The sequence below is a fragment of the Collinsella sp. AF19-1LB genome, assembly GCF_003459655.1.
In the GTDB taxonomy this organism is placed as follows: Bacteria; Actinomycetota; Coriobacteriia; order Coriobacteriales; family Coriobacteriaceae; genus Collinsella.
In genome coordinates, this window is record NZ_QRWO01000004.1 from 19,608 (window position 1) to 42,368 (window position 22,761).

Below are 22,761 nucleotides of genomic sequence, written 5' to 3' on the forward strand. Positions count from 1 at the left end.
TTAGCCAATTAAAGAAATAATGCGCGCAATATTCTGACCATATGTGTCACCCGGAACAGCCCAGCGGCCGTTTAAATCTTCCAAATATGGCGCAACTCCGAGAAAACCCTTAGACTGAAGGACTTCATATCGAGGATCCACACAAGTGTTATTCAACGCCGCACCAGTAGCATATCCTTTAAGATGCTGGACTTGGGCAAGCAAGCCCTGATATACATCGTCAAATCTAGCGCCTCCCGATTGTTGATTGACGGCGCCCAGTCCGGCGAAATTGCACTGATTCGGCTTTACGGAACCTCCAAATTGCAACCATCCAGTCTCAAGCATAGCCTGAGCAAAAACAACTTCCGGACGAACCCCTTCAGAAACAGCGGCTTCAACAATTAATGAACAAAAATCACGAATAGTAGGTGCTCCCTTTGAAACAAATTCGTCTGAGGGATATGTATGTCCTGTTGATTCATATAAGTTCACCATAGCATCAACTGAAGTCTGCAGACTTCCCATAATTGGAGTACCCTCCACCGTGACCTTGCGGGTCAGGTGCCTCTCGGCGGAGCCGTCGATCACGTCGAGGTAGACGGTGTACTCGCCCGGCTCGGTCGGGGTCCACTCGCAGGAGGAGGAAGCGGAGGGCTGCTGGGCGACGCCCCACTTGGCCCAGCCGCCCTTCTCCCAGACGAACTTGTACTTGAGGCCGGAGGCGTCGCCGGACACCTTGGCCTGCAGCTTGACCGGCTTGCCGCAGAGGGCGGAGCCCGAGACTTCGAGCGACTCGACGGAGCAGCGCTCGCCGACCGTGACCTTGCGGGTCAGGTGCCTCTCGGCGGAGCCGTCGATCACGTCGAGGTAGACGGTGTACTCGCCCGGCTCGGTCGGGGTCCACTCGCAGGAGGAGGAAGCGGAGGGCTGCTGGGCGACGCCCCACTTGGCCCAGCCGCCCTTCTCCCAGACGAACTTGTACTTGAGGCCGGAGGCGTCGCCGGACACCTTGGCCTGCAGCTTGACCGGCTTGCCGCAGAGGGCGGAGCCCGAGACTTCGAGCGACTCGACGGAGCAGCGCTCGCCGACCGTGACCTTGCGGGTCAGGTGCCTCTCGGCGGAGCCGTCGATCACGTCGAGGTAGACGGTGTACTCGCCCGGCTCGGTCGGGGTCCACTCGCAGGAGGAGGAAGCGGAGGGCTGCTGGGCGACGCCCCACTTGGCCCAGCCGCCCTTCTCCCAGACGAACTTGTACTTGAGGCCGGAGGCGTCGCCGGACACCTTGGCCTGCAGCTTGACCGGCTTGCCGCAGAGGGCGGAGCCCGAGACTTCGAGCGACTCGACGGAGCAGCGCTCGCCGACCGTGACCTTGCGGGTCAGGTGCCTCTCGGCGGAGCCGTCGATCACGTCGAGGTAGACGGTGTACTCGCCCGGCTCGGTCGGGGTCCACTCGCAGGAGGAGGAAGCGGAGGGCTGCTGGGCGACGCCCCACTTGGCCCAGCCGCCCTTCTCCCAGACGAACTTGTACTTGAGGCCGGAGGCGTCGCCGGACACCTTGGCCTGCAGCTTGACCGGCTTGCCGCAGCGGGCGTCGCCCGAGACTTCGAGCGACTCAAGAGACCAATTAACAACTTTGTATTTAGAAGTGCTAGTCACATATCCATTGGAGTCAATGACATCAGCATAGATCTCATATTCACCAGCCTGGGGCAGGGTCCAAGAAATCGACGGCGAAGTTAAGTCTTGACCGATTACACCCCAATTGGAATCACTCCAATCAGACCCAGCCCTATGCCAAACAAACTTATATCTAAGGCCATCAGTCTTGCCGCTAACATTTACACCGATTTTTACCGTTGACCCCGCATGTCCCAGTTCTTCCGAGAAGGAAATTCCATTGACGGAGTAGGGATGCGGGAACTGCGCGATGATTGCGGCAGCGTCAGCCTCGCCAAGACGGCGGCAACCATCGTCCGAGAAATAGTTGGCCACATCACCGTAATTCGAGATAAAGCCATGTTCGATAAGAATACCTGGAATTCCCTGCTCGCGAGCGCAGCGGATAACGGCGAACTCGTCGCCTACCTCCATTTGAAATACGCCGCGGTATGTTAGTCCCATAGCAGCAAGGTTGTTCATGACCTTGTTGGCAAGCTCAACAGAGACCTGCGTGTAGTCGGTGCCATTTGCGGTAGGAGCATAAACTTCTGCGCCGTGAGCCCCAGAAGACCCAGAGTTGATGTGAAAGCTAACAAAGGCCTGCGCGTCCTGATCAATGCAGCGCTGTACGCGGTAAAGATAATCATTGCTGGGATAGTAGCCAGACTGCTCGCGCGCAAGAACGATCTTAAAGCCGTAAGCTTCAAGTTTATTTTTGCAGGCTGTCATGATCTTCCAGGTAAGGTCGGCTTCACTCTTGCCATTACCCTGAGCGCCAGAATCCACCCCGCCATGTCCCGCGTCAAGTGCAATAACCCCCACATTACGCGCGGAGCGCTCAGCATAGGTGGAAATGCCATCGGGTGAATCGGCGCATTCCAATGCCTGCTGAATCGACTGGGCTTCAACGGCATTGCCATCGCCGTCCGCATAGTAAACAGAAGTGCCCTCGGAGCTCACGGAGCCATTAATGACCGTAAACGAATAATCCCTGTCAGAAAGATCCACCTCATGCTCAGAGCCATCGCCCTGCAAAGCATAGGTTATCGATGTGAGGAAATATGTATTAGATTCCAACTGCGAACCAAAAATAAAAGCAGCAGAATTATCAGCCGTTGCAGATGCTTCAATAGTCCCCTGAACCCCATTGGCACTTACATAGTTGAGAGTTGCGGAGGCAAGGCTATCGCCGTCATCGGGAGTAGCAAAGGCAACGACCTGATCAGTCCCGCTGGAAAGGCTCGGGTAGGCAAGATATACATACTGGAAAGAAGAATCGACCGGTTCAGCCTGCTGATGGTTCTCAGATACATCAACGCCAAAATCCTCATCAGCCGATTCGTCAACGTTCGTTGCCGGCGATGAATCATCAGCAGCGTCGACATCAACAGAACCCGCATCACGCGAGGCCTCGCCATCATCGTCTGCAGTAGCAGCGTCCACGGCAGCGTCCGCAGACGGGACGTTGCTCGCAGCGTAGGCAGCAGCCACAGGACCCATCAAGGATGAAATGGTCAAAAGACCAGCAAGAGAAAAAGCTGTTGAGGCACGCAATGCCTTTTTCATATTGAATCCCCCGTCACAAATAATGTTACTAAGAGAAGATTATCTTACAATCTCCTCTGCATCGGAAGTCCAGTTATTCGAAGCGCGGGAATTGTTATAAAGGCAGGCAGAAACCTGCTCTTATAAAAAGCAGGTTACGTTCTCAGCAAACTTTTGTTTTTTCGTCCTTCCATGGACACAGTGCTAGCTCTAGTTTTTGAAGCAATTAGCGGCGCCCCAAACAGCGCAAGTGCCAGTAACACGAAAATCCACTGAAGCACGCAATTCGTTTAAGCACGTGACGGACGACGAAAGCGTGTACGCAGCCGCGAAATACAGCAAAAAGCCCCATGTTTCGCTTGTATCAGAGGCGTCTGGGGCTTCATCGAAAGAGTAGCCTGGCTAACGCATTCAAGAAAAATAGAGCGTGGTCTTCATGAATCAAACGCCAGTATGCAACGCTCGCGCGCGTCTTTGAATCTTCTAATGAGCAAGAAGAGGGGGGTCTAGGAAAGACCTAATAGTTCTTGGAATCTGGGAATCGTCGAACTCACCATCTTTAAACAAGAGAATCATATAGCTTCTTATCGTTCTGTCTCGAAAAGATATGAGTGACCAGATGCACATCGTGGGCCTTTGAAATACAATCTTCGTCCCTTAAAGATTCAGCAACATAACAACCGCCCCAATCAAAAAACCGAGATAGCCCCGGCTGATAATCAAAGAGGCGGTTGGATTGGCAACACCTATTTGGACGATTCCGGGAGGGACAGCCCCGCCTCCCTGAACTCGACCGGCGACATGTAGCCCAGCGTCGAGTGGATCCTGAAATTGTTGCACCAGTGCACGTAGTCCGAGAGTTTGACCCGGAGCTCGCGCGTCGTGCCGAACGTCTCGCGGTGGACGAGCTCGGCCTTCAGTATCCTGTTGGTCGACTCGTCGACGGCGTTGTCGTAGGGGCAGCCCATGGCCGACAGCGACCTCTCTATGCCGAAGGCCTCGAGCATCAGGTCGATCTCGGCGTTGTCGAACTCGCTGCCGCGGTCCGTGTGGAAGACCTCGATGTCCGAGATCGGGAAGGAGAGCGTCGCGAACGCCGACCTGACCAGCCGGGCGTCCTTTGTGTTCTGGTGGCGAAGCTCCTGCGGTGGTACATTTCATTTTTCAGCGTCGCAAAGAACGACTCTGCGACGGCGTTGTCGTGGCAGTTGCCGGTACGGCTGCAAGAGAGGCGCACATGGTTGCCCCTGGCCCACTCAGCGAGCTTGCGGCTGGTGTACTGCGCCCCCTTGTCCGAGCGGAATATGGCGTTCTCTGCCACGTACCCGCGCGCACGCGCGCTCTCGAGGGCGCTGACGACGATATCGGCGGTCATGCGCTCGGACAGCGACCAGCCCACGAACATGCGGGTGTTCAGGTCGATCACCGTCGACAGGTAGAGCCAGCCCTGGCCGGTGCGCAGGTAGGTGATGTCGCCGACGAGCTTGTAGGTGGGCACCGGGCTCGTGAAGTCCCGCCTGATCAGGTCGGGCCTTGGCTTGGCGTCCCTGTCGGGGACCGTCGTCCTCTTCGACTTGTACGGCGTGCAGCCGCGGATCCCCAGCTCGCGCATGCACTTGCGCACACGGTACAGCGTGATGCCGCGCAGGCCGTCGGGCAGGAAGCACTTCACGAACCGCGCGCCGAAGCGCCTGTCGGACTCGAGCCACACGCGCCGCACGGCGTCGCGCGCCTCGGACCAGTCGTCGACGGGGCAGCCGTTGGAAACCCAGCTGCAGTGGCCCGACCGGCTCACCCCCAGCACCTTGGCCATCATCGCCACCGTGAAGTTGCCCTTCTCCGCCTCCATGAGCCTGTACCTGGCTAGAGTGCCTGCTCTTTGGCGAAGAAGGCCGCGGCTTTTATTAGGAACGCGTTCTCCGCCTCGAGCTCGCGTATGCGCTTCCTCGCCTCGCGAAGCTCGCGCTCCTCGGCCCTCGGGTCGGGCTCGCCCCCCAACTCGCGCTTGCGCTTGAGCACCCAGTCGTTCACCGTCTTGGGGTTGAGCCCGAGCTCCCCGCAGACCTGGGTTATGGGGCGCCCCGTGGAGATGACGTAGTCGGCTGTCTCCCGCCTGAACTCGTCGGTGTACTTCTTCTGATTGGCGACCATGAGGCAATCCTTCCGTCCATCGGCTTGAATGCAGTCTAGGGCATCGCGGCCACACGATCCCTCCAGCCCGCGTGTCCGAAAAAACGATACAGGTCAGAGGTCGCCCCGCGACGCGGCGCCACGCGACGAAGTGCAACCGCAGGCTGATCGACCGCAGGGAGGCCATGGCCGCCGCCGGCAAGAGGCCGTGCATGGCCAACTGCGCCACGGCGCGCGAGATGGCGTGCTGGGTGTGGGCCATAGCCGGGATGGCGGCGGCGTAGCGCGCCGCCGCCCCCGGACACGGGTTCCGACCCCGGCGCGCGCCGCGCTCGAGGCCGTTGGGAGGCCATCCGAGTCCCTTTTCTGGGCGGCGGGAGACCGCCATGCCCGCATAAAGACTCCGATTTCGCCGCGAGGCCCCCAGCCGTAGCAACGAAATGCGCAGCCGAGAAGGCCACGCGCGGATATTAGAATGCCGAACGTGCGTCGAGCAGACACGCCCTCCAGCGGCGCGGTCGCAGGGTGAAGATAGGTAGGCCCGGCCGTGCGCGGTAGCTCCGTGGGCGGCCGGGCCGGTTTTGCCTCTTGGCAATGTTCAACTCATATTAAAAGGGAGGAGTCGACTGATCGGCCCCTCCCACGGCGTTTCGCCGTTTCTCTCTGCACATATTAGCACACGGAAGGAACGTCACCGCTTGCGCCCGTAGCCATCGATGAACCCCTCAATAAATCCGTATTTCTGCCGGTCACCGCTTCCGACGATCATCATGTACGTATCAACCCCGACAGCGCTCTCGAGCTTCTCGAGCTCCCGCAGGCATTTCCGAAGAAAATCTCTGGAACGCTTCTTCTGATGCGTTAGCAAGGTCAATAGGTAGGCCAGGAGAACGATGTAGTCGATTATGGAATTGAAATTCAACCTGTACCCGATAGAAAGATCCTCATCGAGAAGCTCGCCAACCGCGGTCAGGTTTCTGTCGGTCTTGGGATACTTAACCGATTGGCTGAACCTCGAATCAAATACCGCCCCGTTATGGGCGACCGCGTTCCTTAAGGGACGAATCGTCTCGACGATGTTGATGACGATGCCGGGGTTCGCATGTAAGAGACCTAGGTCGCTTGCGATATCGGCGAGGATTTCATCGGGAAGGCTTCTGCATACGCTTGTGAGATCGCCGAGGGTCATCACCTCGAAAATGCTCCAAACGGGCGCGTCATCGTCGCGATCGACATAATGCTTCACGAGATCGTTTTTGTAACTCCGTCTCACGATGTTCTGAAGCTGGCTCTTGAGCTTGAGCTTTTCCCCCATCTGCCCGTTCACGACCCTTCCGTTGACATCCCTGCATGTCCGGAGGCCGCGCTTTAAGAAGGTCGCCAGCCCGGGGTCCTCTATGTTCTCAAGTATTCTGGCCAAGACTATGTTTTTAACCGCCGTTTCGATGAACATTATCTCCGGGTAGATTGCAGCCTTGATGGCGGAATCGAACCCGTATATGTCCATGAGTGCATCGAACGAAGGGAGGGGGAGCGCATTTTTGGGCTTTCGGACAAACCGGAAGCCTTTATAGCCATGGAAATAGCCCATGTTTCTCAGCAGTATCTTTCTGTCGCTCCCCCGCAAATCCTCCATACCGTGATTCGTCCTCATGTGCTTCATGAGGGAATTGATGCTCATGCCCTTCTTCATCGAACCTCCCTTGGCCTCCTTCTAGGAAATTATATCCCAGCCCGCCTCGACGGGGCGAGCCTGTCGTTGGCGCCGGCCTATTTGTGTTTGTTAACGTCGTGATTGCGGGTTTGGTCACATCCGATTTTCAGAATTGAGCACGATAGTTTTTCGGTTTTGAGCACGGCCACGCCGACCAGACCGCATGCCTTAACGTTGTCGGTGCGTCGTATCGGCAACGAGCAAAGGCAGGAGGGAATGATCGACGTGGACAAGATAGAGGACGCAGGTGGCGGGCTGCAGGGCCATGCTCGAGGCCGAGCTCGCGCACAGGGACGCGACCAAGAGGGCACGGCTGCTCAGGCAGGCGAGGCTCCCCGTGCACAAGTCGGCCGAGGGGTTCGACTGGTCGCACGTGCGGTTCTCCGAGGGCTGGGGCCGCGACGACATGCTTTCGCTGGGCTTCGTCGGCGCCCGCGAGGACCTCGTGTTCTTCGGCAAGACCGGCAGGGGCAAGACCCACATGGCCGTGGCCCTGGCGATGCGCACGGCCGCCGCCATCTGGTCGTCGCCGAACACCGCGCCCCACCGGCTGAACTCCAGGTTCGTGGTGATGACCACCGACTGCCGCTCGTAGGCGTCGGCGAACACCTAGAAGAGCGCGCGCGCCGTCGGGATCCAGCGGCAGGAAGCCGAGCTCGTCGATGACGAGCAGCCTAGCGCAGCCGATGAGCGCGGCCTCACGGTCAAGGCGCCCCTCGTCGCGGGCGCGCCGCAGCCGCATGACGAGCGATGACGCGGTGAAGAAGCGGGCCTCCATCCTCCGCTCGCACGCCAGCATGCACAGCGCCGAGGCCATGTGCGTCTTGCCGGTGCTTACGTCCCCCACCAGCACGAGGTCCTCGCAGAAACCAGTTTCATGGAGCGTTTCATTGAAAATCCCCCTAATCTAGCAACGGTTTAAAGTCTACTAGATTGGGGGGGGACGCGAGCCAAGTCGACAAAGGCAGTTAACCGGCGGCTATTCATGCCTCAATTTAGAACCGCTCGAGAATCTCCGCGGCATTCTCTCGCAGATAGATATCTAGGTCCGGCACGACAAACTGCACGTAGCCCCTCTGTGGAGCCTGAATAACCTCTCTTTGTAGCAGCTTAGCCCTAATAGAGCTCTGACCTCATTGGTCTTTTTACCCATACGTTTAGCAATCTCAGATGATTTGGACTGCTGCTTATCCTCGCACATGGCCAAAAGGTATTTGATATCTTTGAGTCCAAGTCTAGAAATCGCGGGCTCGTGAACAACATCGTGAAAACGAGCCTCTGCCAGCGCAATGCCTTCGATAACATCGCGCTCGCTCACGTTGGCACTTTCGACACGATGCAAGTTGGCGCGCTGCCAAATGGAGTAACCGACCAGTTGCGCCAGATAGGCATAGCCCTTAGTGGCCTTAGCAGCTCTCGACAGCAATTAAACCATTGTCTAAAGCGAGAAAAACTCGCTCTCAGCGGATATGTTCGGCCCCAACCACGGATCGCCCGTCAAGAAGAACTCAGGCCAGCGCTGCATGAACAGTGCCTGTTCGCGCTTCCAGCGGCGCAGTTTTCCCTCGTTGGCCTCTTCCCTACCGCGCGAGGTGAACTCGTAGTGGTACAGCTCGGCATAGGGTGTAAAGATTGTGCGGTAGCCCGCCTCCCACACGCGCAGGCAAAAGTCTGCGTCGTTAAAGCCGACGGCGAATTCCTCGTTGTAGCCGCCGACCCGCTCAAATACGTCGCGTCGGACCATCTGGCAGGCACCCGTTACGGCGCTGAAGTTACCGGGGCGCACAGCGCGGGCAAGATAGCCCTCGCGCTTTGCCGAGAAGTCCTGGTTAGCATGGGCAAGTGCGCCACGCACGCCAACCAAAATGCCGGCATGCTGCACCAGATGATCGGCAAAGTAGAGTTTAGCGCCCACCACGCCCGCATCGGGACGCTGCAGATAGCTCATCATCTCTTCGATAAAGTCGGGGCTTATGACCTCGGTATCGTTGTTGAGCAGCAGCAGATAGTCGCCCTTGGCATGCTCCACGCCAAAGTTAATGATCTGGGAGTAATTGAACTCACCCGGCCAGTACACAACGCGCGCGATACCCTTGCCTTCGGATGCCGCAGCCACGCGTTCCGGCAGGGTTTCGTAATACGCAAACGTCTCCGGGGCTTCGCTGTTGTTCTCCACCAAGACAATCTCGTAGTTGGCATACGTTGCCTTCCGGGCGATCGACATCACACAGGCGTCAAGCGTCTCAATGTGATCCTTGGTGGGAATCACAATGCTCACCAGCGGCGCAGGCTCCGGCAGCGCATAGCGCATGCGGTAGACAAACGGCGTCTCGGTATCCTCAACCGTTCCGCAAATGCCCAGCGCGTTAAAGTGGCGCTGCAGCGCAAGACGACCGGCTTCAATAGCATACGGCTTGCTATCGGCAGAGCCATCGGCGGTCGATCCCGGATGCACGCGCCAGTGATACAGCACATGCGCAACATGCTCAAACCGCGCGTCCGCCGCAAGGCAGCGAAGCGTAAGGTCGTAATCCTGGGCGCCCGCGACGTCTTCCGGCGACATGCCAATACGGTCGATGAGTGCCTTCTCCACCATCAGAAAATGCGTCACGCAGTTATGGCTATAGAGCAGGTCGACGTTGAGCTTAGTCTTAAAGACCGGCTGGCCCCACTCCCCCATTTTTTGGAACATGTCCTCGTCGCAGAACAGGACCTGGGGACGCTCGCCCTCGGCAGCCTTGTTCAACGCGGCAACATAGTGGAATAACGCGTCCGGTTCCAGGATGTCATCATGGTCCAAGAACGCGATGTAGTCGCCCGTCGCTTGCTCAATACCAGCGTTGGTGTTGACCACAATGCCGCCGTTGCCGGGAAGCTCGATGCGACGGATGCGCTCGTCATTGGCATCCGCCGCAAGATTGGCCACCGCATCCCATTCAGGCGAGGCATCCATAAGGAGCAATTCCCAGTTGTCATAGCTCTGGGCTAGCACCGAGTCCAGCAGCTCGCGCAGGTAGACCCGATCAGTCTTGTAGCACGGCACCACAATGCTCACGAGCGGCCTATAGGCAAAGGCCGCCGAAGCGACACGCTGGCACGCCATATCGCCCGGCTTTGCGCGATGTTGCTCAAACCAACGTCGATAAGCTGCGTCGTCTGCACGCGCGTCCTTCATGCGGTTCCAGCTGTCGTCAACCATGCCGTTGTACAGGCGACCATCCATGGCGCAAAAACCGCTCTGGATTAGGCCCGTGGGATCGCTCACAATCGCGACAAAATCTCGTATATCCCGAGGCATCTCTACGCTCAGATACGTTTTATTGACACGGCATCCGTCCTGCTGCGGCACATCGACCTGCGACTCAAACACATGCACGGTAACATCGATGGCGTTCATATGCGTATCGAAGATCAGGAGCTCAGGTGCGCACTGGGGGTCTCCCGCCCAGGTAACCTCATAGCGCCACACCGCGCCGGCGTCTGCCGGCAAATAGCGAATGGCATCGATCTCGTAGAGGCCGCAGTGTTCGCCACGCTGCGCATCGCGGATAAGCGCACACAGCGCAGGCTTAGCTTTGTAGTTAATCTTGGATTCCAGCTTGGCCACGCGGCTATCGAGGCGAATTGAGCCCAACCTTTGGTCACCGGATGCAAATGTGACGTCAATCGTAGAGCCGTCCAGAAAGGGAAGCGCCAAGACGGCGAGCTCGCGCTCGTAATCGGAAACGGAAGGGCAAAGCGCCAGTACACGGCCATGATCGACCGGGAACGCCAGCGACGGCACAGAAGAACCGCTCGTCGTCGCATGGGCAAACGCTTGAGAACCCTCCCGCTCAATAAGCGCGGCGACATCCTGACCGGCAAAACGAAGCAGCACAAACAGACGGCCCTGACTGCGGCAAAGTGCCAAACGCTTGATACTCATCTACACTTCTCGCTTTCCCAGGGCGTTCGCTGCCATGCGCTTGCAGGCACCCAGACACCCAAACCTCAAGACGTCGTAATCGAACATGAGCTTTTTGCACTCACGGGCATTGGGGGCCTTGCTGGTAAGCGCCGCACGCACCATAGCGGCAACAGAAGGAGCGCATTGTGCGAGCGCAGCATCGCTGCCCACGGCAGAACCGGCAAGCGCCGTGGCAACGGCGGCAAACACCTTGCCGCAGTCCGAACCCAGCAACCTGAGCGCATCGTACAGCACCAGATCGCAGAGGAAGTACGCCAGGTCCTCGGCATGCTGTACATCGAGACCGTCGCGCTGCCAGTCAGCCATCACCGCGGAGTAAATCTTCACGTGCTCCAGCAGTCGCGTCTCGTCGTCATAGCGCATAGTGTCCATAAGCGAGCCCTTGCGCGCGACACGGTAGTCATACAGCTTGTTCGAGATAAGCGCGGTCTTACGCGAACGACCGTACACGGCAAAATCGAAGACCTGGTCCTCGCCATACTTGACGGTTTCGTCGAACACGATCCCGTTACCCAGCAAAAACTCACGCTTGCAGGCGGTGCGCCATGCAAAGGGGCGAGATGCTTCCTTAAACAGCAGGTCAGAGCTATAGCCTTCAAACGACACATCGCGCGGGCTCAGCACATAGTTAAGCCACGGATACCCCGCCTCCAGCGGATACGGATTCGCACCAAAGGTCAAAACAACGCAGTCCTCGCGCTCAAAGGCATCGACGATCACGCGGCATGCATCGGGCGTAAACCGGTCATCGGAATCCAAGAACGCAACGATAGACGCCGTGGACGCGGCGATGCCTGCATTACGCGCACTCGACAGGCCGCCGTTCTCCTTATCGACCAGCGTAAAGCGCGCGTCCTTTTCGCAATAGGTAGCCGCGATATCGCGCGAGCCGTCCGGCGAGCCGTCGTTGACCAGCACGCCTTCCCAATCGGGCATGTCCTGCGCAAGCAGGGAGTCCAGGCACCAGGCCAGGCACTCCTCCACGTTATAGATGGGAACGACAACGGAAATCTTGGGGGTAGCCATAGTCAAGTGCTCCTACTGTGCGACCGGAACGTCATCGGGGTGCGGATTATCACCGTAGGTGCGCTGATACGTCAGCACGCGCCAGACCAGCGGCAGCCCGCCGATCTTGAAGTAGTGCTTAAACGTATTGATCTTGCCCGGCTTCTTAAAGCCAAAGCGCGAATCGATATAGGCGCGGGGCGACTTGACCATCAGGCGCAAGTCGGTCTCGCCACGCGGATCGAACAGCGACAGGTCAAAGCGACCGGCATCCCAATCGGACTTGAGCTCGGGAGAGGCCTTCTCCCAAAACTGCTCGCGCAACTCATCGACCAGGCGCTCATCATTCCAACGGTACGTATCGACCTTCATGCGCATTAAAATGCCCTGAAGCTGAGCCTTAAGCTCGGGGCGTTCATCCAAAAAGCGTTGCATCTCGGCATATTCGTCGCACACGCAAAACACCTTGTTAGGCGAATTAACGGAGCTCTTCTCGTTATCCTGGCGATAGCACAAAATGGGGTCCGCAATAAACGCGGCACGCTCGGCGCATGCCCAGACCTTAAAGTTAAAACCCGCATCCTGATACGAGGCACCCGGCGTGGGAAGGAACCGAATCTGATTGTCGTTGAGGAACTCGCGCCGATAGATAGCCGACCAAATGGAAGGTTTGCGGTAGAAGATGCCCGGGCGATCGACGGGGCGATAAGCGGCGCCCGTCATATGCTCGTCGATGATCCCAAACAGCTCACGGCGTTCGCTGGGCGTGGACCAATACAGGTAAAAGTCGCCCTTTACCACATCGGCATGTTCAGCATCGGCCTTGGCGACCAGCTTTTGGAGCGAATCCTCAAACATAAAGTCATCGGACTCAAGGATGCCCACGTACTCGCCGCGCGCCATCTCCAGGCCGCGGTTCATCGAGTCGCCGTAGCCGCTGTTGGCCTTGTCGATCATCTTTACACGGGGGTCGCGCTCCATGTACTCGCGGATGATATCTGGCGAACTATCGGTGGAGCCGTCGTTGATGCAGATGATCTCGATGTCCTTGAGCGTCTGCGCCACGGCGGAATCGAGGCACTCGCGCAGGTAGCGCTCAACATTGCAGATGGGAACAAGCAGCGAAACTTTAGGGGTATCAGAGTTCTGCAAGAGAACCTCCTATTGAATAGCGTGTAACAGGGTTATTTTAGCAGCCGAGTTGCGGCGGGCGGCAGCGCTTGGAACTAGAGAAAGCGCTCCAGGCAGGCCTTGAGACCACGGGTCGAAAGATAGAACAACGTGGCGTCTGCCATCGAAACGCCCGAGGTCGCCACAACGAGCTTATGGGCGACACGGCGAACGGCGCCCTTAGCAGGCATATCCGCCCACTCCGTTCCCAAAAACGTCGTGAGGTCCATGTTGACGCGAGCCGCCACGCGATGGAAGTCATCGGCATCCAAGCGCGCCAGGTCGAACACAATGAGGTCCAAAAACCAAGTTATCAGCTCGCCGGGGCACAGGTCCAAAAGACCGTAGGCCGCCCAGTCCTCCAAGACTTCCTCGAGCATCCTCATGTGGGCGTCAAGCTTTTTGGCGCGAGCCTCGGCACTGTTGAACTCGTGCGTCGCCGATTCGCTCTCCATCACGTAGTGGTAGAACTTGTCCGGCATGACGACGGTCTTGCGGGCAAGCGCATAAGCCGCAAATTGGAAGACGACGTCCTCTCCCAAAGCCAAACCGGGGGCGAAGCGAATGCCTTCGCGATTGAGCAGCTCGCGCGAAAAAGCCGCACGGCAGGCATAGGGCTGCGCATTCGAATGAAACAGCAGTTGGGGATCACGGGCGCCGAAGGTACCAGCTTTGGGGCTCATGAGCTGCTGAACGCGTTTGGGGGCAGCATCGGCTGGTTCACAGACGCCGCCAAAAACGGCGGCCTCGACATCTGCAGACTCCATGGCATGCAGTACGCGCTCGACCGTCTGGGCATCGATGTAATCGTCGGCGTCCACAAAAAAGACGGTCTCGCCCTCGGCGGCATCGATACCGGCATTTCGAGCACACGAGACACCCGCATTTTCCTGGTCAATCACCAGTACGCGATCGTCGGCCTGCGCGACCTGGCGCAACACGTTCAACGAATCATCAGTCGAACCGTCGTTGACGCAGACAACCTGAATCGAGCGCTCGGACTGAGCCAACAGCGAATCGAGGCATCGCTGAATGGAGCGCGCAGAGTTGTAAACGGGGACGACAATGGTCGCTTTGGGGGTCAAAGTCTCTCCCATGTCGACCTACCCCCTCAGCGATTCGATGAGGAAGGCAGCAACCACGCCTGGGCCTCCAACCGAGGCGTAATACTTAGCACGCCCCAAGGCACCATCCGTCGCAAAACTCGGATGCTCGTCAACCCAGCCCTCAGGATCTTTGAGGATGGCAGCGAGATTTGCGCGCTTCCACGGCTTGAGATCGTCAAGCGAAAACTCCCCCGCGTCCAAGGCCGCTTGGAACTCCTTGGCCATCTGAACCAGGAACTCCTTATAGAACTTAGGCGCCAAGCGCACGTAGTTCCACATATACGAATCGTACTTAATGAGTTGGTTGAACTTGAGCATGCGCGCGACGTCATCACTTGCGTGGTCGCGGGCATAATCCTCTCGAATCCAACGCTCAATCTCGGCATACTCGGTATTGACGCAAAAGACCTTAGCCGAAGAATTGACCGAGGAATTCTCGTTGTCCTGGCGATAAGACAACACGGCATCATGAAGGTAAACAGCCTTATCGGCGCACGCGATCACCTTAAAGGCGAATGACGTGTCCTGAAAGGATGCCCCCGGAGTCGGCAGGAACGTAATGCCGTTGCGCTCAAGAAAATCGCGACGGTACACGGCCGACCAAATCGACGGCTTTTGCTTAAAGAACTGCGTCGTATCGCTCGGGTGCACCGGCTTGCCACAGTCCTTGGCTTTAAACATCTCGTGCAGCGAACGGCGCTCCTCGGGCTTAGACCAGTAGAAATCAAAGTTCGCCTTCGCGAAGTCGGCATTATTGCTATCGGCGGCCGAGACAAGCTTTTCGAGTGCGTCGGACGCCATAAAGTCATCGGACTCCAAGATGCCCACGTACTTGCCGCGCGCCATCTCCAGACCGTGGTTCATCGAGTCGCCGTAGCCGCTGTTGGCCTTGTCGATCATCTTGACGCGCCTATCGTGCTCCATATACTCGCGAATAATCGCCGGCGAGTTGTCGGTCGACCCGTCGTTAATGCAGATGATCTCAATATCCTTGAGCGTCTGTGCCAGGGCGGAATCGAGACACTCGCGCAGGTAGCGCTGAACATTGTAAATGGGAATAAGCAGCGACAGAACAGGGCTGCCAGAGACGTTAGTAGACAAATGTGCTCCTTAGGAAATACCTGTCGTTTCATGGTATCAAAGGGTCAGCGCGCCAGCGGGCGTTTATATAATCTATGGAGCCTCTTGCGGGCAAAGTAGCCGCACGTCATGCGGCGGGCCCATGGCAGGTTCCTGCGTTTTATTCAAAGCTTGCCGACAAGGTGCGGTGAGCCTTTACAATAGAACAGTCCCAAGGACGTATTCGATAGCTTCCGCGCAGCGCTCGCCCGCCGCGCGTGAAAGGATATATTGCCCCATGCCTTCAACCCTTCCCGCTCCCATCGATAAGCTCGCCATCGTTGTCGTTACGTACAAGCGCCAGGAACTCCTGGCCAACCTGTTCGACTCCATGACCGAGCTCACGGCAACGCCCTGGCGCATCGTGATTGTCGATAACGAGAATTCGCGCGAGACCGAGGCCATGTGCACCGCATTCAACGAGCGCCTGGCCAGCCTGTGGGGCATCGACACCGAGCAGCCCGACGCGCAGGGCGGCACCGACCGTGTCATCTACGCCCCGCAGCTCGAAAACGGCGGCGGTGCGGGCGGCTTCTCCGCTGGCACTAAATGCGCCTACGATCTGGGGGCCCAGTGGTTCTGGGTGATGGACGACGACGTGCTCGTCATCCCCGAAGGCATCGAGCGTCTTGCCAAGTGGACCGACCGCTACGATGTCATCCAGGGTTCGCGCCTGGACTTTGACGGCGGCGCTTTCTTTTGGCAGTACCAGCTCATCCTTTCGCTCGGCATTCCCAACCCTGTCGCCAAGTGGGACCTGGGACCCGAGGGCTACCGCGCCATGAACCAGCTGTGCTTTGAAGGCGGCATGTTCTCGCGCCGCGTGGTCGACAAGATCGGCCTGCCCGATGCGCGCTTCTTCATCTACGGCGACGATGCCTGCTATGGCTACGTGGCCAGCCAGCACTTCCCCGCCGCCGTTGTTGCCGACGTGGTGCTCAAGCGCGCCCGCGCCGTCTCCAACTGGGACATCGCCGGCAAGCGCCAGCTCAACTCCACGAGCGACACCAACCGCTACTACATCATGCGCAACCGCGGTTATCTGGCCCGCTACATGCAGATCTACGGCGACTATCACCCCATGCTGTTCCGTCTGGGCAACGCCGCGACCTTCTGCAAGGAGTTCATTCGTCTGGCCGCCGTTGACAAGTGCTTTAAGACCGGCATTCCGGCGCTGCGCCGTGGCATGAAGGACGCCCGCAAGATCGTTAAGGATCCCAACTGGAAACCCATGCCGCCCCTGAAGGACGCCGAGTAGTAAAGGGCTTTCGCCCGCCGCTACAGGCGTTGACACACCACGGACACACGCTGACCGTCAAAACCAAAGCCCCAACGCATGCGCCCGACGGCGGGGCGCGGCACGCGGATATCATCGATGCCGTCGCGCTCTATGTCGAGCAGCGCCTGAACCGCTAACAGTTCCAGGCCCAGGGCATCGACGCCAGGGTCATACAACATGTTGATCGTAATGAGCGGTCGCTCATCGAGCATGCCGAGCGTGTCGGCCACGTCAAACACCCGACCGGTGGGAATCACCTGGATATCCCAGCGATCCGAGACGCCACTTCGCTTGGAGCTGGGATTGCAATAGCCGGACAGTCCAAAGCAAAGCCCCTGCAGCGCCAGATGATAGGCTGTCGGCATATCTGATTTGTCCACATCGATGCCCAGATCGCCGATAGCACAGCTCAAAGCTTGCTTTACAGCGTCCTCGTCTCCTCGACACAGCCCGTCATGGAACGAGTCGATAACTCCAACGTCCTCAACGGCGCACTCAAACCATTCCAGAATTACAAGACGGAGCGCCTGACGCACTTCGTTGTTAGGCAGACGCAGGGAACGAAGGCACGCGCCGTTTTCCGAATGCCCCGTCATGTCCGTCGTAAGAAATCCAGACAGATACAGCGCTGTCCAGATATCTTCGGGCTTGGCGGCATCGGCCTCCTCGGCATGCACATGCACTGGCACCTCAATAAACCCATGCGCCTCAAGTAAATCGAACAATGCGGACAGGCGCATGAGATTCCAGTCGCCGACGCATGCGCTCAGACGGTCGGCGTAACCATACAGATCTGCCCGAACGGGCGCGACGCAACCGCGATGTGCGTAGTCCACCACGCGCTCCGGGCTCGAGCAATAAAAACCACCAAGCAGATAGCCCTCGAGCCACTCACGCGCGTCATCCAGACAGCCGTTGCGACCGATGCAATCCAACAGCACTTGGACTTCGTCGTCCGAAAAACCGAACCATCGATCACACCAACTCGACAACGCTGTCGCCGACCGATAGGAAACCCCACGTTGGGACAACGCAAACTCGGCATGACCGGGGCGTTCGCACATCAGACACGTCAATCGCAACGAGTCGCCGGCATCGGCAATGGTGTCGAACAACATTCGGCTGAGCGACTCTAGGGAATCCACGCTACCGTCGTCCTTAGCGTCCAAACGCTTTGGACATACCGCGTCGTAGTCGTCTATCAGAAGAACAACCTGCTCATCGAAAGCTGCCTGGAGCAGTTTAATAAGCACGCCAAGCGCCGCATCGATCTCCTTATCGCTGGCCACCCCACGCGCCGCCCTCTCGATAAGACGAACCTCACGTCTTGACAGATCAGGCGCGGCAAGCAGCGGCAGTAATCGGGCGCACTCGCGCACGACAGCCCCGCGAATTGCTGCCGCAGCACCAGCGCCATGCCTCGAAGCGGCAGCTGTAAAGTCGAGCATGATGACCGGATAACTCGCGTACTCATCACGATAGCGACCGCCGCCCGCCTGCCAAATCTGGGTACCAGCGAACAGGCTTCGATCCGGCAGCCGGCGATCAGGTCGTTCCAAATAGCACTTGAGCATCGATAAATTCATGCTCTTGCCAAAACCCTTGGGCCGACAGCAAAGCGCAACAGGTGCTTCACTGTCCAATATATCGGCAATAAACATAGTCTTATCGACGAGTAAACACCGATTGATTGCATCGGAAAAGCCGTGTGCATCAACCGGTAGAGCTGCGCTATCCGCATGATTGAGCAACCGTGCACCAAACGCATGAGTAAAACCACAATTCACCTGTTCAGACACCGTAAACTCTCCTTCTAACGCAGCACGATGCCCATTGTAGCGAGCGGGTAGAGCGCAACAATATCGACATGCAAACGTTTCGGGCAGCGGTAGCAACAGCCCCCCGAGGGGGCATAACAAATCGTTGCACAACAAAAAAAGGGGGGCCGATGCCGCCGCACCGGACCCCGTCCCAAACTCTTATAGAAAACGATCTGGAAGATTACTCCTCCAAGCCGTCCTCCCCAGAAGCCTTCTTCTGCTGATCGAGCTTATGCTTACCACTTACGATAGACGTAGCGCCCAGTGTGGCCAAGCTTGCACTGGCAAGGCTCGCCATCACAATCAGATCGCCCGTCTTGGGCATATTGCCGCCAGATGACTTGGCTGTGGTGGTCATCGTGGTCGTAGTGGTCACCGTTTTGGAGTCATTTTGCTCCTGAACCTGGTTGTCAGCACCGCTCTTGTCGTCGTCTTCGGACTGTTTCTTTTCGCCCTCGGTCTTGCTCTCGTCCTTCTTCTGACCGGACTTGTCGCCCTTCTCATCAGAGCTAGGACCCTTATCGGATTCAGCCTTCTCGGAAGCCTTGTCCTTTGAGTCGCCCTTTGCGGCCTCGGTCTTTTCCATAGAAACCTGATCAGAGTTGTCCTTGTTCTGAGTCGAGCCATTATTGACGCCAGCCATCAGCGAAGAGCCCAACGTAGAACCAAGCTGCACGGAGAAAGAAGGCTTCTTGTCCGGCGAAGCAACGGGAACGTCCGGCGCCTTATTCGAGTCATCCTTGGAAGCATCGGAACCAGGGGTTGCGTCAGAGCCGGAGCCGTTGTTAGAGCCGGTGCCAACGGACGAATCGCTCGAGCCGGTGGATGAGTTAGAGGTGCCAGCGCCGGTCGAACCAGAAGCGTCGCTGTCCGTATTGCCGGCAGAGCTTGAAGACGAATCGCCCGCAGCAGAGCCGTTCGAAACGGAGCCGTTCGAGGTAGAGCCGTTGTTGGTAGTGCCACCAGCAGAGCCATCACCGTCAGCACCGGTCGAGGGCGCATCCATCCTGTCATCGTTGGCATCGTCGCTCGAGTCGTCATTCGAATCAGGCGTCGGCGAGGGCGCCGGCGTGGGCTCGGGCTGCACGGGCGTCGCAGCGGCAGCGGCCTCGTCCTCGGCGATATAAACCAAGCAGTCCTTCAGCTCGTTGCGGTAGCGGTTCTTCCAGCCCTCATGATACTGGGGCTGGCTCGAATACTTGGTCGCCACGTTATTGACCACACTGTTGGAAAGCGCCGTCACAAACTCGCGATCAGTCATACTGTTAGAAAGGTTTGCCCAACGGAAGAAGTCCCTGCAACCACCGGTGCCGCACATGTTGGTGATGCTCCACACCATGCCCTTGACGCAATCGGCGCGGCCGGAGATGTCAATGCCAAGAGCGCTCTTAAGCCACGCCTCGGTCACCGCATAGTACGAGTTGTACGCATAGGCATCTTGAAGTGCTGAGAACTCAACAGGATCGGTGTTATAAGCACCTTGGAAGGCATCCTGCGCGATATGGCCCAGCTCGGTGAGCTGGCCGTTCTCGTACATGGCATTGCTCGTGTTGGAAATCTCGCTGCCGCGATCAATCGCATCCTTGAGCATGCAGTATTTTTCGGGGTTGTAGTTGTAGGCCTGCTTCATAAACGGGATGAGCGACCAACGACGGTCGAACTGGTAATAACCCAGCGCGTTGTAGCCGTCGCCATACGAAAAGCCCTGGTTGTAGTTGCCATGGCTCTCGTACTTGGTAAAGTACTTCATCTCGGGAGTCACGTTGACAAACGAAACGCCCTGGACCGACCTCAGCACGCCCGAGAAGGACTGCTGGGTGTAGAGACCTTTGTCGATATCGGTGGCATCCGAGGCAACGCCCGGCGTGGGCTCCTCGGCGGCGGCGGGCGCGGGTGCGGTAACGGCGCCAAACGAAAGCGCCAGCGTCAGGCCCGCGACAATAGCAGAATGCTTGGGCTGCATAAGATCCTCCCTGCATTGGTGTAGTTAAAGTGCGGTTTGCAAAGATAGAATTAAGTATTGCAGCTCACCCGTTGTTGCACAACAACCCCTCGGTAAACGGCAACAACCCTCCGCGAAATCCGCGAAATCTAAAGGAATTAAACAAACTGGTCGTCGGGCACCAGAAGAAGATCGCCGTAGCGTCCCATCAGCCCGTCTCTCAACCGACAGAAAGCGGGGATATAGACGTTTAAGATACGCTGAATCAAATCTTGAGCGAGCTTGTTGTCATAGATATGGACGTTCGTATTGCGGTCTCTGAGCATATCTAGCCATGCCGCCTCATCAATAAAGTCGTAGAATCGGTAGGCTTCCTTCAAGATGGCACGAGGAGACCCCGATGCAGCAAGCGTGGCGCCCTCATACTCGAGCAGACGTTTAAGGAGCTTCCAGCTCAGTTCAAACTGAAGGTTGAACTTATTAATCAATCCACTCTGAACAAAATCATTGCTAAGATCCTGATTGGGTGCATCCTCAAGATTCGCCAAGGCGCTGGCAAAGTTCTCATATTTTTTCATACAGAATCACACCATCCCTGGCAATTTCATCGAGCAATTGCTGCGATAAGGACTCATCCAGATTGACGACGTCTATATCTAAAAGAGTATCAAGACGCTCCTCTATCAGATATGAGAAACGGTCGAAATCCCGGCAACCTGCTACAGCAATATCAATATCGCTCTTAGGCAAGTTGTCACCGCGGGCACGAGAACCAAACAGCACAACCCTCTCGGCGTCACATTCCCGAGCAAAAATCTCAATTTGCTTGTACACCTTGTCGAGAGATACCATCTGCAGCCCTACAGCTTAATGTCGAAGTTGATCTCGGGGACGGCAGCAAGGTCGGCCAACGTCACGCCGTCGACGTACTTTTCGATCACGTCGTCCAGACCGCGCCAGAATTTGACGGTCGAGCAAAGATCGCTGCGGGCGCAGCTGTTGTCGATGCCATCGCACGCCACCGGAGCCGTGCTGCCTTCGACGGCGCGCAGGATGTCGCCGGCACGCACCTCGGCCGGGTCCTTGGCCATCATGTAGCCGCCGCCCTTGCCGCGCACGCTCTTAAGTAGGCCCGCCTTCATGAGCGGACGAACCAGCTGCTCCAGATACTTTTGCGAGATACGCTCGCGGTCGGCGACCTCGCGCAGAGCGATCTTGCCCTCGGCGTCGCCCAGCGCTGCGATATAGATCATCAGTCGGAGGGCATAGCGGCCCTTAGAAGAAATGAGCATACCTACCCTCCCATCGCATCTTGGACAACATAACCAGGTTTGTTTGTCCCAAATCTTAAGTAAGTGGGACAAACACAACAGGTTATTTTGTCCCACATCTAGAAAAGTCGAGTGGATTAGTCGGGTTTTCCCTTGACTAACGCCGAACCCATAGTAACTTTATTCCGAGAAGATTCCTAGGGTTTCGTACACCCATGAGTACACCATATACAGAGAGGGACAGCATGAGCGCAAATCCGCTGCTTTCCATCGAAGGTCTAACCGCCTCCGTGGACGAGAAGACCATCCTCCACAACGTCAACCTTAACGTCGCCGCCGGCGAGACCCACGTGTTGATGGGACCCAACGGCGCCGGCAAGTCCACCCTTGGCCACCTGGTCATGGGCGACCCCGTCTACACGGTCAACGACGGCCGCATCGTCTTTGACGGCCAGGACATCACCGAGCTCACCACCGACAAGCGCTCGCGCGCCGGCCTGTTCCTGAGCTTCCAGGCCCCTGTCGAGATCCCCGGCGTGCCACTGTCGAGCTTTTTGCGCGCCAGTATCGCCGGCCGCCCCGGCCTGGAGATGAAGGGCAAGGAATTCCGTCGTCGCGTCAAGGAGCTCGCGGCCGAGCTTAACATGGATACCGCCTACCTCAACCGTGAGCTGGGCGTGGGCTTCTCGGGCGGCGAGAAAAAGAAGGTCGAGATGCTCCAGCTTCTGCTGCTGCAGCCCAAGCTCGCCATCTTGGACGAGACCGACTCCGGCCTGGACGTCGACGCCCTGTCCACCGTCAGCCACGGTATGGACGCCTACCGCAAGAGCTGCGACGGCTCCATGCTCATCATCACGCACAACACGCGCATCCTGGAGCACCTGGATGTCGACCGCGTCCACGTTATGGTCAAGGGCCACATCGTGCGCGAGGACGATGCCTCGCTGATCCCCTGGATCGACAAGAACGGCTTTGAGACCTTCGAGCGCGAGGCCGCCGAGCAGCGCGCCCAGGCCGAGGCCGCCGCTGCCGAGCAGCAGGCGTAAAGGGGC

At 57.8% G+C, this 22,761-nt stretch carries 17 protein-coding genes and 2 pseudogenes; 3 read left to right on the forward strand and 16 right to left on the reverse strand.

Annotated features, from left to right (window positions below; translation table 11 throughout):
- The 5 genes and pseudogenes from DWX39_RS01890 to DWX39_RS01910 all read right to left on the reverse strand — a co-directional run bounded on the left by DWX39_RS01890 (position 1) and on the right by DWX39_RS01910 (position 7,009).
- Positions 1-3,207 carry an N-acetylmuramoyl-L-alanine amidase gene (locus DWX39_RS01890; protein WP_117758318.1) on the reverse strand — a complete coding sequence of 1,069 codons (3,207 nt, stop codon included), beginning with the start codon at positions 3,205-3,207 and terminating at the stop codon, positions 1-3.
- Positions 3,208-3,932: 725 nt separating this feature from the next.
- Positions 3,933-4,193 carry an IS3 family transposase gene (locus tag DWX39_RS01895; RefSeq protein WP_233508905.1) on the reverse strand — a complete coding sequence of 87 codons (261 nt, stop codon included), beginning with the start codon at positions 4,191-4,193 and terminating at the stop codon, positions 3,933-3,935.
- A pseudogene (locus tag DWX39_RS11180) lies at positions 4,193-5,041 on the reverse strand (IS3 family transposase); the annotation flags it as partial. The pseudogene DWX39_RS11180 and the gene DWX39_RS01895, both read right to left, overlap by 1 nt.
- Before the next feature lie 8 nt (positions 5,042-5,049).
- Positions 5,050-5,337, reverse strand: a complete 288-nt coding sequence (locus DWX39_RS11185) for a transposase (protein ID WP_233508906.1) — start codon at positions 5,335-5,337, stop codon at positions 5,050-5,052.
- A gap of 670 nt (positions 5,338-6,007) precedes the next feature.
- Positions 6,008-7,009, reverse strand: coding sequence for an Abi family protein (locus tag DWX39_RS01910; protein ID WP_117758319.1), 1,002 nt, complete (start codon positions 7,007-7,009; stop codon positions 6,008-6,010).
- A gap of 286 nt (positions 7,010-7,295) precedes the next feature.
- On the opposite strand from DWX39_RS01910, the gene DWX39_RS01915 reads away from it, so the two are divergent.
- Positions 7,296-7,625, forward strand: a complete 330-nt coding sequence (locus DWX39_RS01915; protein WP_117758353.1) for an ATP-binding protein — start codon at positions 7,296-7,298, stop codon at positions 7,623-7,625.
- On the opposite strand, the pseudogene DWX39_RS11330 reads toward DWX39_RS01915, so the two are convergent.
- From DWX39_RS11330 to DWX39_RS01950, 6 genes and pseudogenes are all read right to left on the reverse strand, one after another.
- Positions 7,595-7,847, reverse strand: a pseudogene (locus tag DWX39_RS11330) (ATP-binding protein); the annotation flags it as partial. The gene DWX39_RS01915 and the pseudogene DWX39_RS11330 sit on opposite strands and share 31 nt — an antisense overlap.
- Positions 7,848-8,468: 621 nt before the next feature.
- Positions 8,469-10,955: a glycosyltransferase family 2 protein gene (locus DWX39_RS01930; protein WP_117758321.1), complete on the reverse strand. Its 2,487-nt coding sequence runs from the start codon at positions 10,953-10,955 to the stop codon at positions 8,469-8,471.
- Positions 10,956-12,023: a glycosyltransferase gene (locus tag DWX39_RS01935; protein WP_117758322.1), complete on the reverse strand. Its 1,068-nt coding sequence runs from the start codon at positions 12,021-12,023 to the stop codon at positions 10,956-10,958. It lies immediately after the preceding gene.
- Between the two features lie 12 nt (positions 12,024-12,035).
- Positions 12,036-13,154 (reverse strand): glycosyltransferase family 2 protein, encoded by a 1,119-nt coding sequence (locus DWX39_RS01940; protein ID WP_117758323.1) that lies wholly within the window; start codon positions 13,152-13,154, stop codon positions 12,036-12,038.
- A gap of 74 nt (positions 13,155-13,228) precedes the next feature.
- A complete protein-coding gene (locus tag DWX39_RS01945) occupies positions 13,229-14,269 on the reverse strand; it encodes a glycosyltransferase (protein ID WP_117758324.1) in 1,041 nt (346 codons plus the stop codon).
- Between the two features lie 6 nt (positions 14,270-14,275).
- On the reverse strand, positions 14,276-15,379 hold the full coding sequence (locus DWX39_RS01950) for a glycosyltransferase (protein ID WP_117758325.1): 1,104 nt from the start codon (positions 15,377-15,379) through the stop codon (positions 14,276-14,278).
- 256 nt (positions 15,380-15,635) lie between these two features.
- On the opposite strand from DWX39_RS01950, the gene DWX39_RS01955 reads away from it, so the two are divergent.
- Positions 15,636-16,655, forward strand: a complete 1,020-nt coding sequence (locus tag DWX39_RS01955; RefSeq protein ID WP_117758326.1) for a glycosyltransferase — start codon at positions 15,636-15,638, stop codon at positions 16,653-16,655.
- A gap of 20 nt (positions 16,656-16,675) precedes the next feature.
- Here DWX39_RS01955 and DWX39_RS01960 read toward each other — a convergent pair whose 3' ends face one another.
- From DWX39_RS01960 to DWX39_RS01980, 5 genes are all read right to left on the reverse strand, one after another.
- Positions 16,676-18,475, reverse strand: a complete 1,800-nt coding sequence (locus DWX39_RS01960) for an AAA family ATPase (protein WP_117758327.1) — start codon at positions 18,473-18,475, stop codon at positions 16,676-16,678.
- Between the two features lie 202 nt (positions 18,476-18,677).
- Positions 18,678-20,459, reverse strand: coding sequence for a hypothetical protein (locus tag DWX39_RS01965; RefSeq protein ID WP_117758328.1), 1,782 nt, complete (start codon positions 20,457-20,459; stop codon positions 18,678-18,680).
- Positions 20,460-20,596: 137 nt separating this feature from the next.
- On the reverse strand, positions 20,597-21,016 hold the full coding sequence (locus tag DWX39_RS01970) for an HI0074 family nucleotidyltransferase substrate-binding subunit (RefSeq protein WP_117758329.1): 420 nt from the start codon (positions 21,014-21,016) through the stop codon (positions 20,597-20,599).
- Complete coding sequence (locus DWX39_RS01975) at positions 21,003-21,290, reverse strand: nucleotidyltransferase family protein (protein ID WP_117655961.1); 288 nt, start codon at positions 21,288-21,290, stop codon at positions 21,003-21,005. Before DWX39_RS01975 ends, DWX39_RS01970 begins: the two co-directional genes overlap by 14 nt.
- An 8-nt stretch (positions 21,291-21,298) precedes the next feature.
- Positions 21,299-21,730: an Rrf2 family transcriptional regulator gene (locus DWX39_RS01980; protein WP_099431873.1), complete on the reverse strand. Its 432-nt coding sequence runs from the start codon at positions 21,728-21,730 to the stop codon at positions 21,299-21,301.
- Positions 21,731-21,954: 224 nt separating this feature from the next.
- Between DWX39_RS01980 and sufC the strand changes: the two genes are divergently transcribed.
- Complete coding sequence (gene sufC, locus DWX39_RS01985) at positions 21,955-22,755, forward strand: Fe-S cluster assembly ATPase SufC (RefSeq protein ID WP_006235561.1); 801 nt, start codon at positions 21,955-21,957, stop codon at positions 22,753-22,755.
- Positions 22,756-22,761: the final 6 nt, after the last annotated feature.

What these genes read in the sequence shown, in the direction of transcription:
- DWX39_RS01975 (WP_117655961.1), bottom strand. Translation starts at nt 21,290, where the DNA reads ATGGTATCTCTCGACAAGGTGTACAAGCAAATTGAGATTTTTGCTCGG.
- DWX39_RS01970 (WP_117758329.1), bottom strand. Translation starts at nt 21,016, where the DNA reads ATGAAAAAATATGAGAACTTTGCCAGCGCCTTGGCGAATCTTGAGGAT.
- sufC (WP_006235561.1), top strand. Translation starts at nt 21,955, where the DNA reads ATGAGCGCAAATCCGCTGCTTTCCATCGAAGGTCTAACCGCCTCCGTG.
- DWX39_RS01965 (WP_117758328.1), bottom strand. Translation starts at nt 20,459, where the DNA reads ATGCAGCCCAAGCATTCTGCTATTGTCGCGGGCCTGACGCTGGCGCTT.
- DWX39_RS01930 (WP_117758321.1), bottom strand. Translation starts at nt 10,955, where the DNA reads ATGAGTATCAAGCGTTTGGCACTTTGCCGCAGTCAGGGCCGTCTGTTT.
- DWX39_RS01945 (WP_117758324.1), bottom strand. Translation starts at nt 14,269, where the DNA reads ATGGGAGAGACTTTGACCCCCAAAGCGACCATTGTCGTCCCCGTTTAC.
- DWX39_RS01910 (WP_117758319.1), bottom strand. Translation starts at nt 7,009, where the DNA reads ATGAAGAAGGGCATGAGCATCAATTCCCTCATGAAGCACATGAGGACG.
- DWX39_RS01935 (WP_117758322.1), bottom strand. Translation starts at nt 12,023, where the DNA reads ATGGCTACCCCCAAGATTTCCGTTGTCGTTCCCATCTATAACGTGGAG.
- DWX39_RS01915 (WP_117758353.1), top strand. Translation starts at nt 7,296, where the DNA reads ATGCTCGAGGCCGAGCTCGCGCACAGGGACGCGACCAAGAGGGCACGG.
- DWX39_RS01955 (WP_117758326.1), top strand. Translation starts at nt 15,636, where the DNA reads ATGCCTTCAACCCTTCCCGCTCCCATCGATAAGCTCGCCATCGTTGTC.
- DWX39_RS01980 (WP_099431873.1), bottom strand. Translation starts at nt 21,730, where the DNA reads ATGCTCATTTCTTCTAAGGGCCGCTATGCCCTCCGACTGATGATCTAT.
- DWX39_RS01890 (WP_117758318.1), bottom strand. Translation starts at nt 3,207, where the DNA reads ATGAAAAAGGCATTGCGTGCCTCAACAGCTTTTTCTCTTGCTGGTCTT.
- DWX39_RS11185 (WP_233508906.1), bottom strand. Translation starts at nt 5,337, where the DNA reads ATGGTCGCCAATCAGAAGAAGTACACCGACGAGTTCAGGCGGGAGACA.
- DWX39_RS01895 (WP_233508905.1), bottom strand. Translation starts at nt 4,193, where the DNA reads ATGCTCGAGGCCTTCGGCATAGAGAGGTCGCTGTCGGCCATGGGCTGC.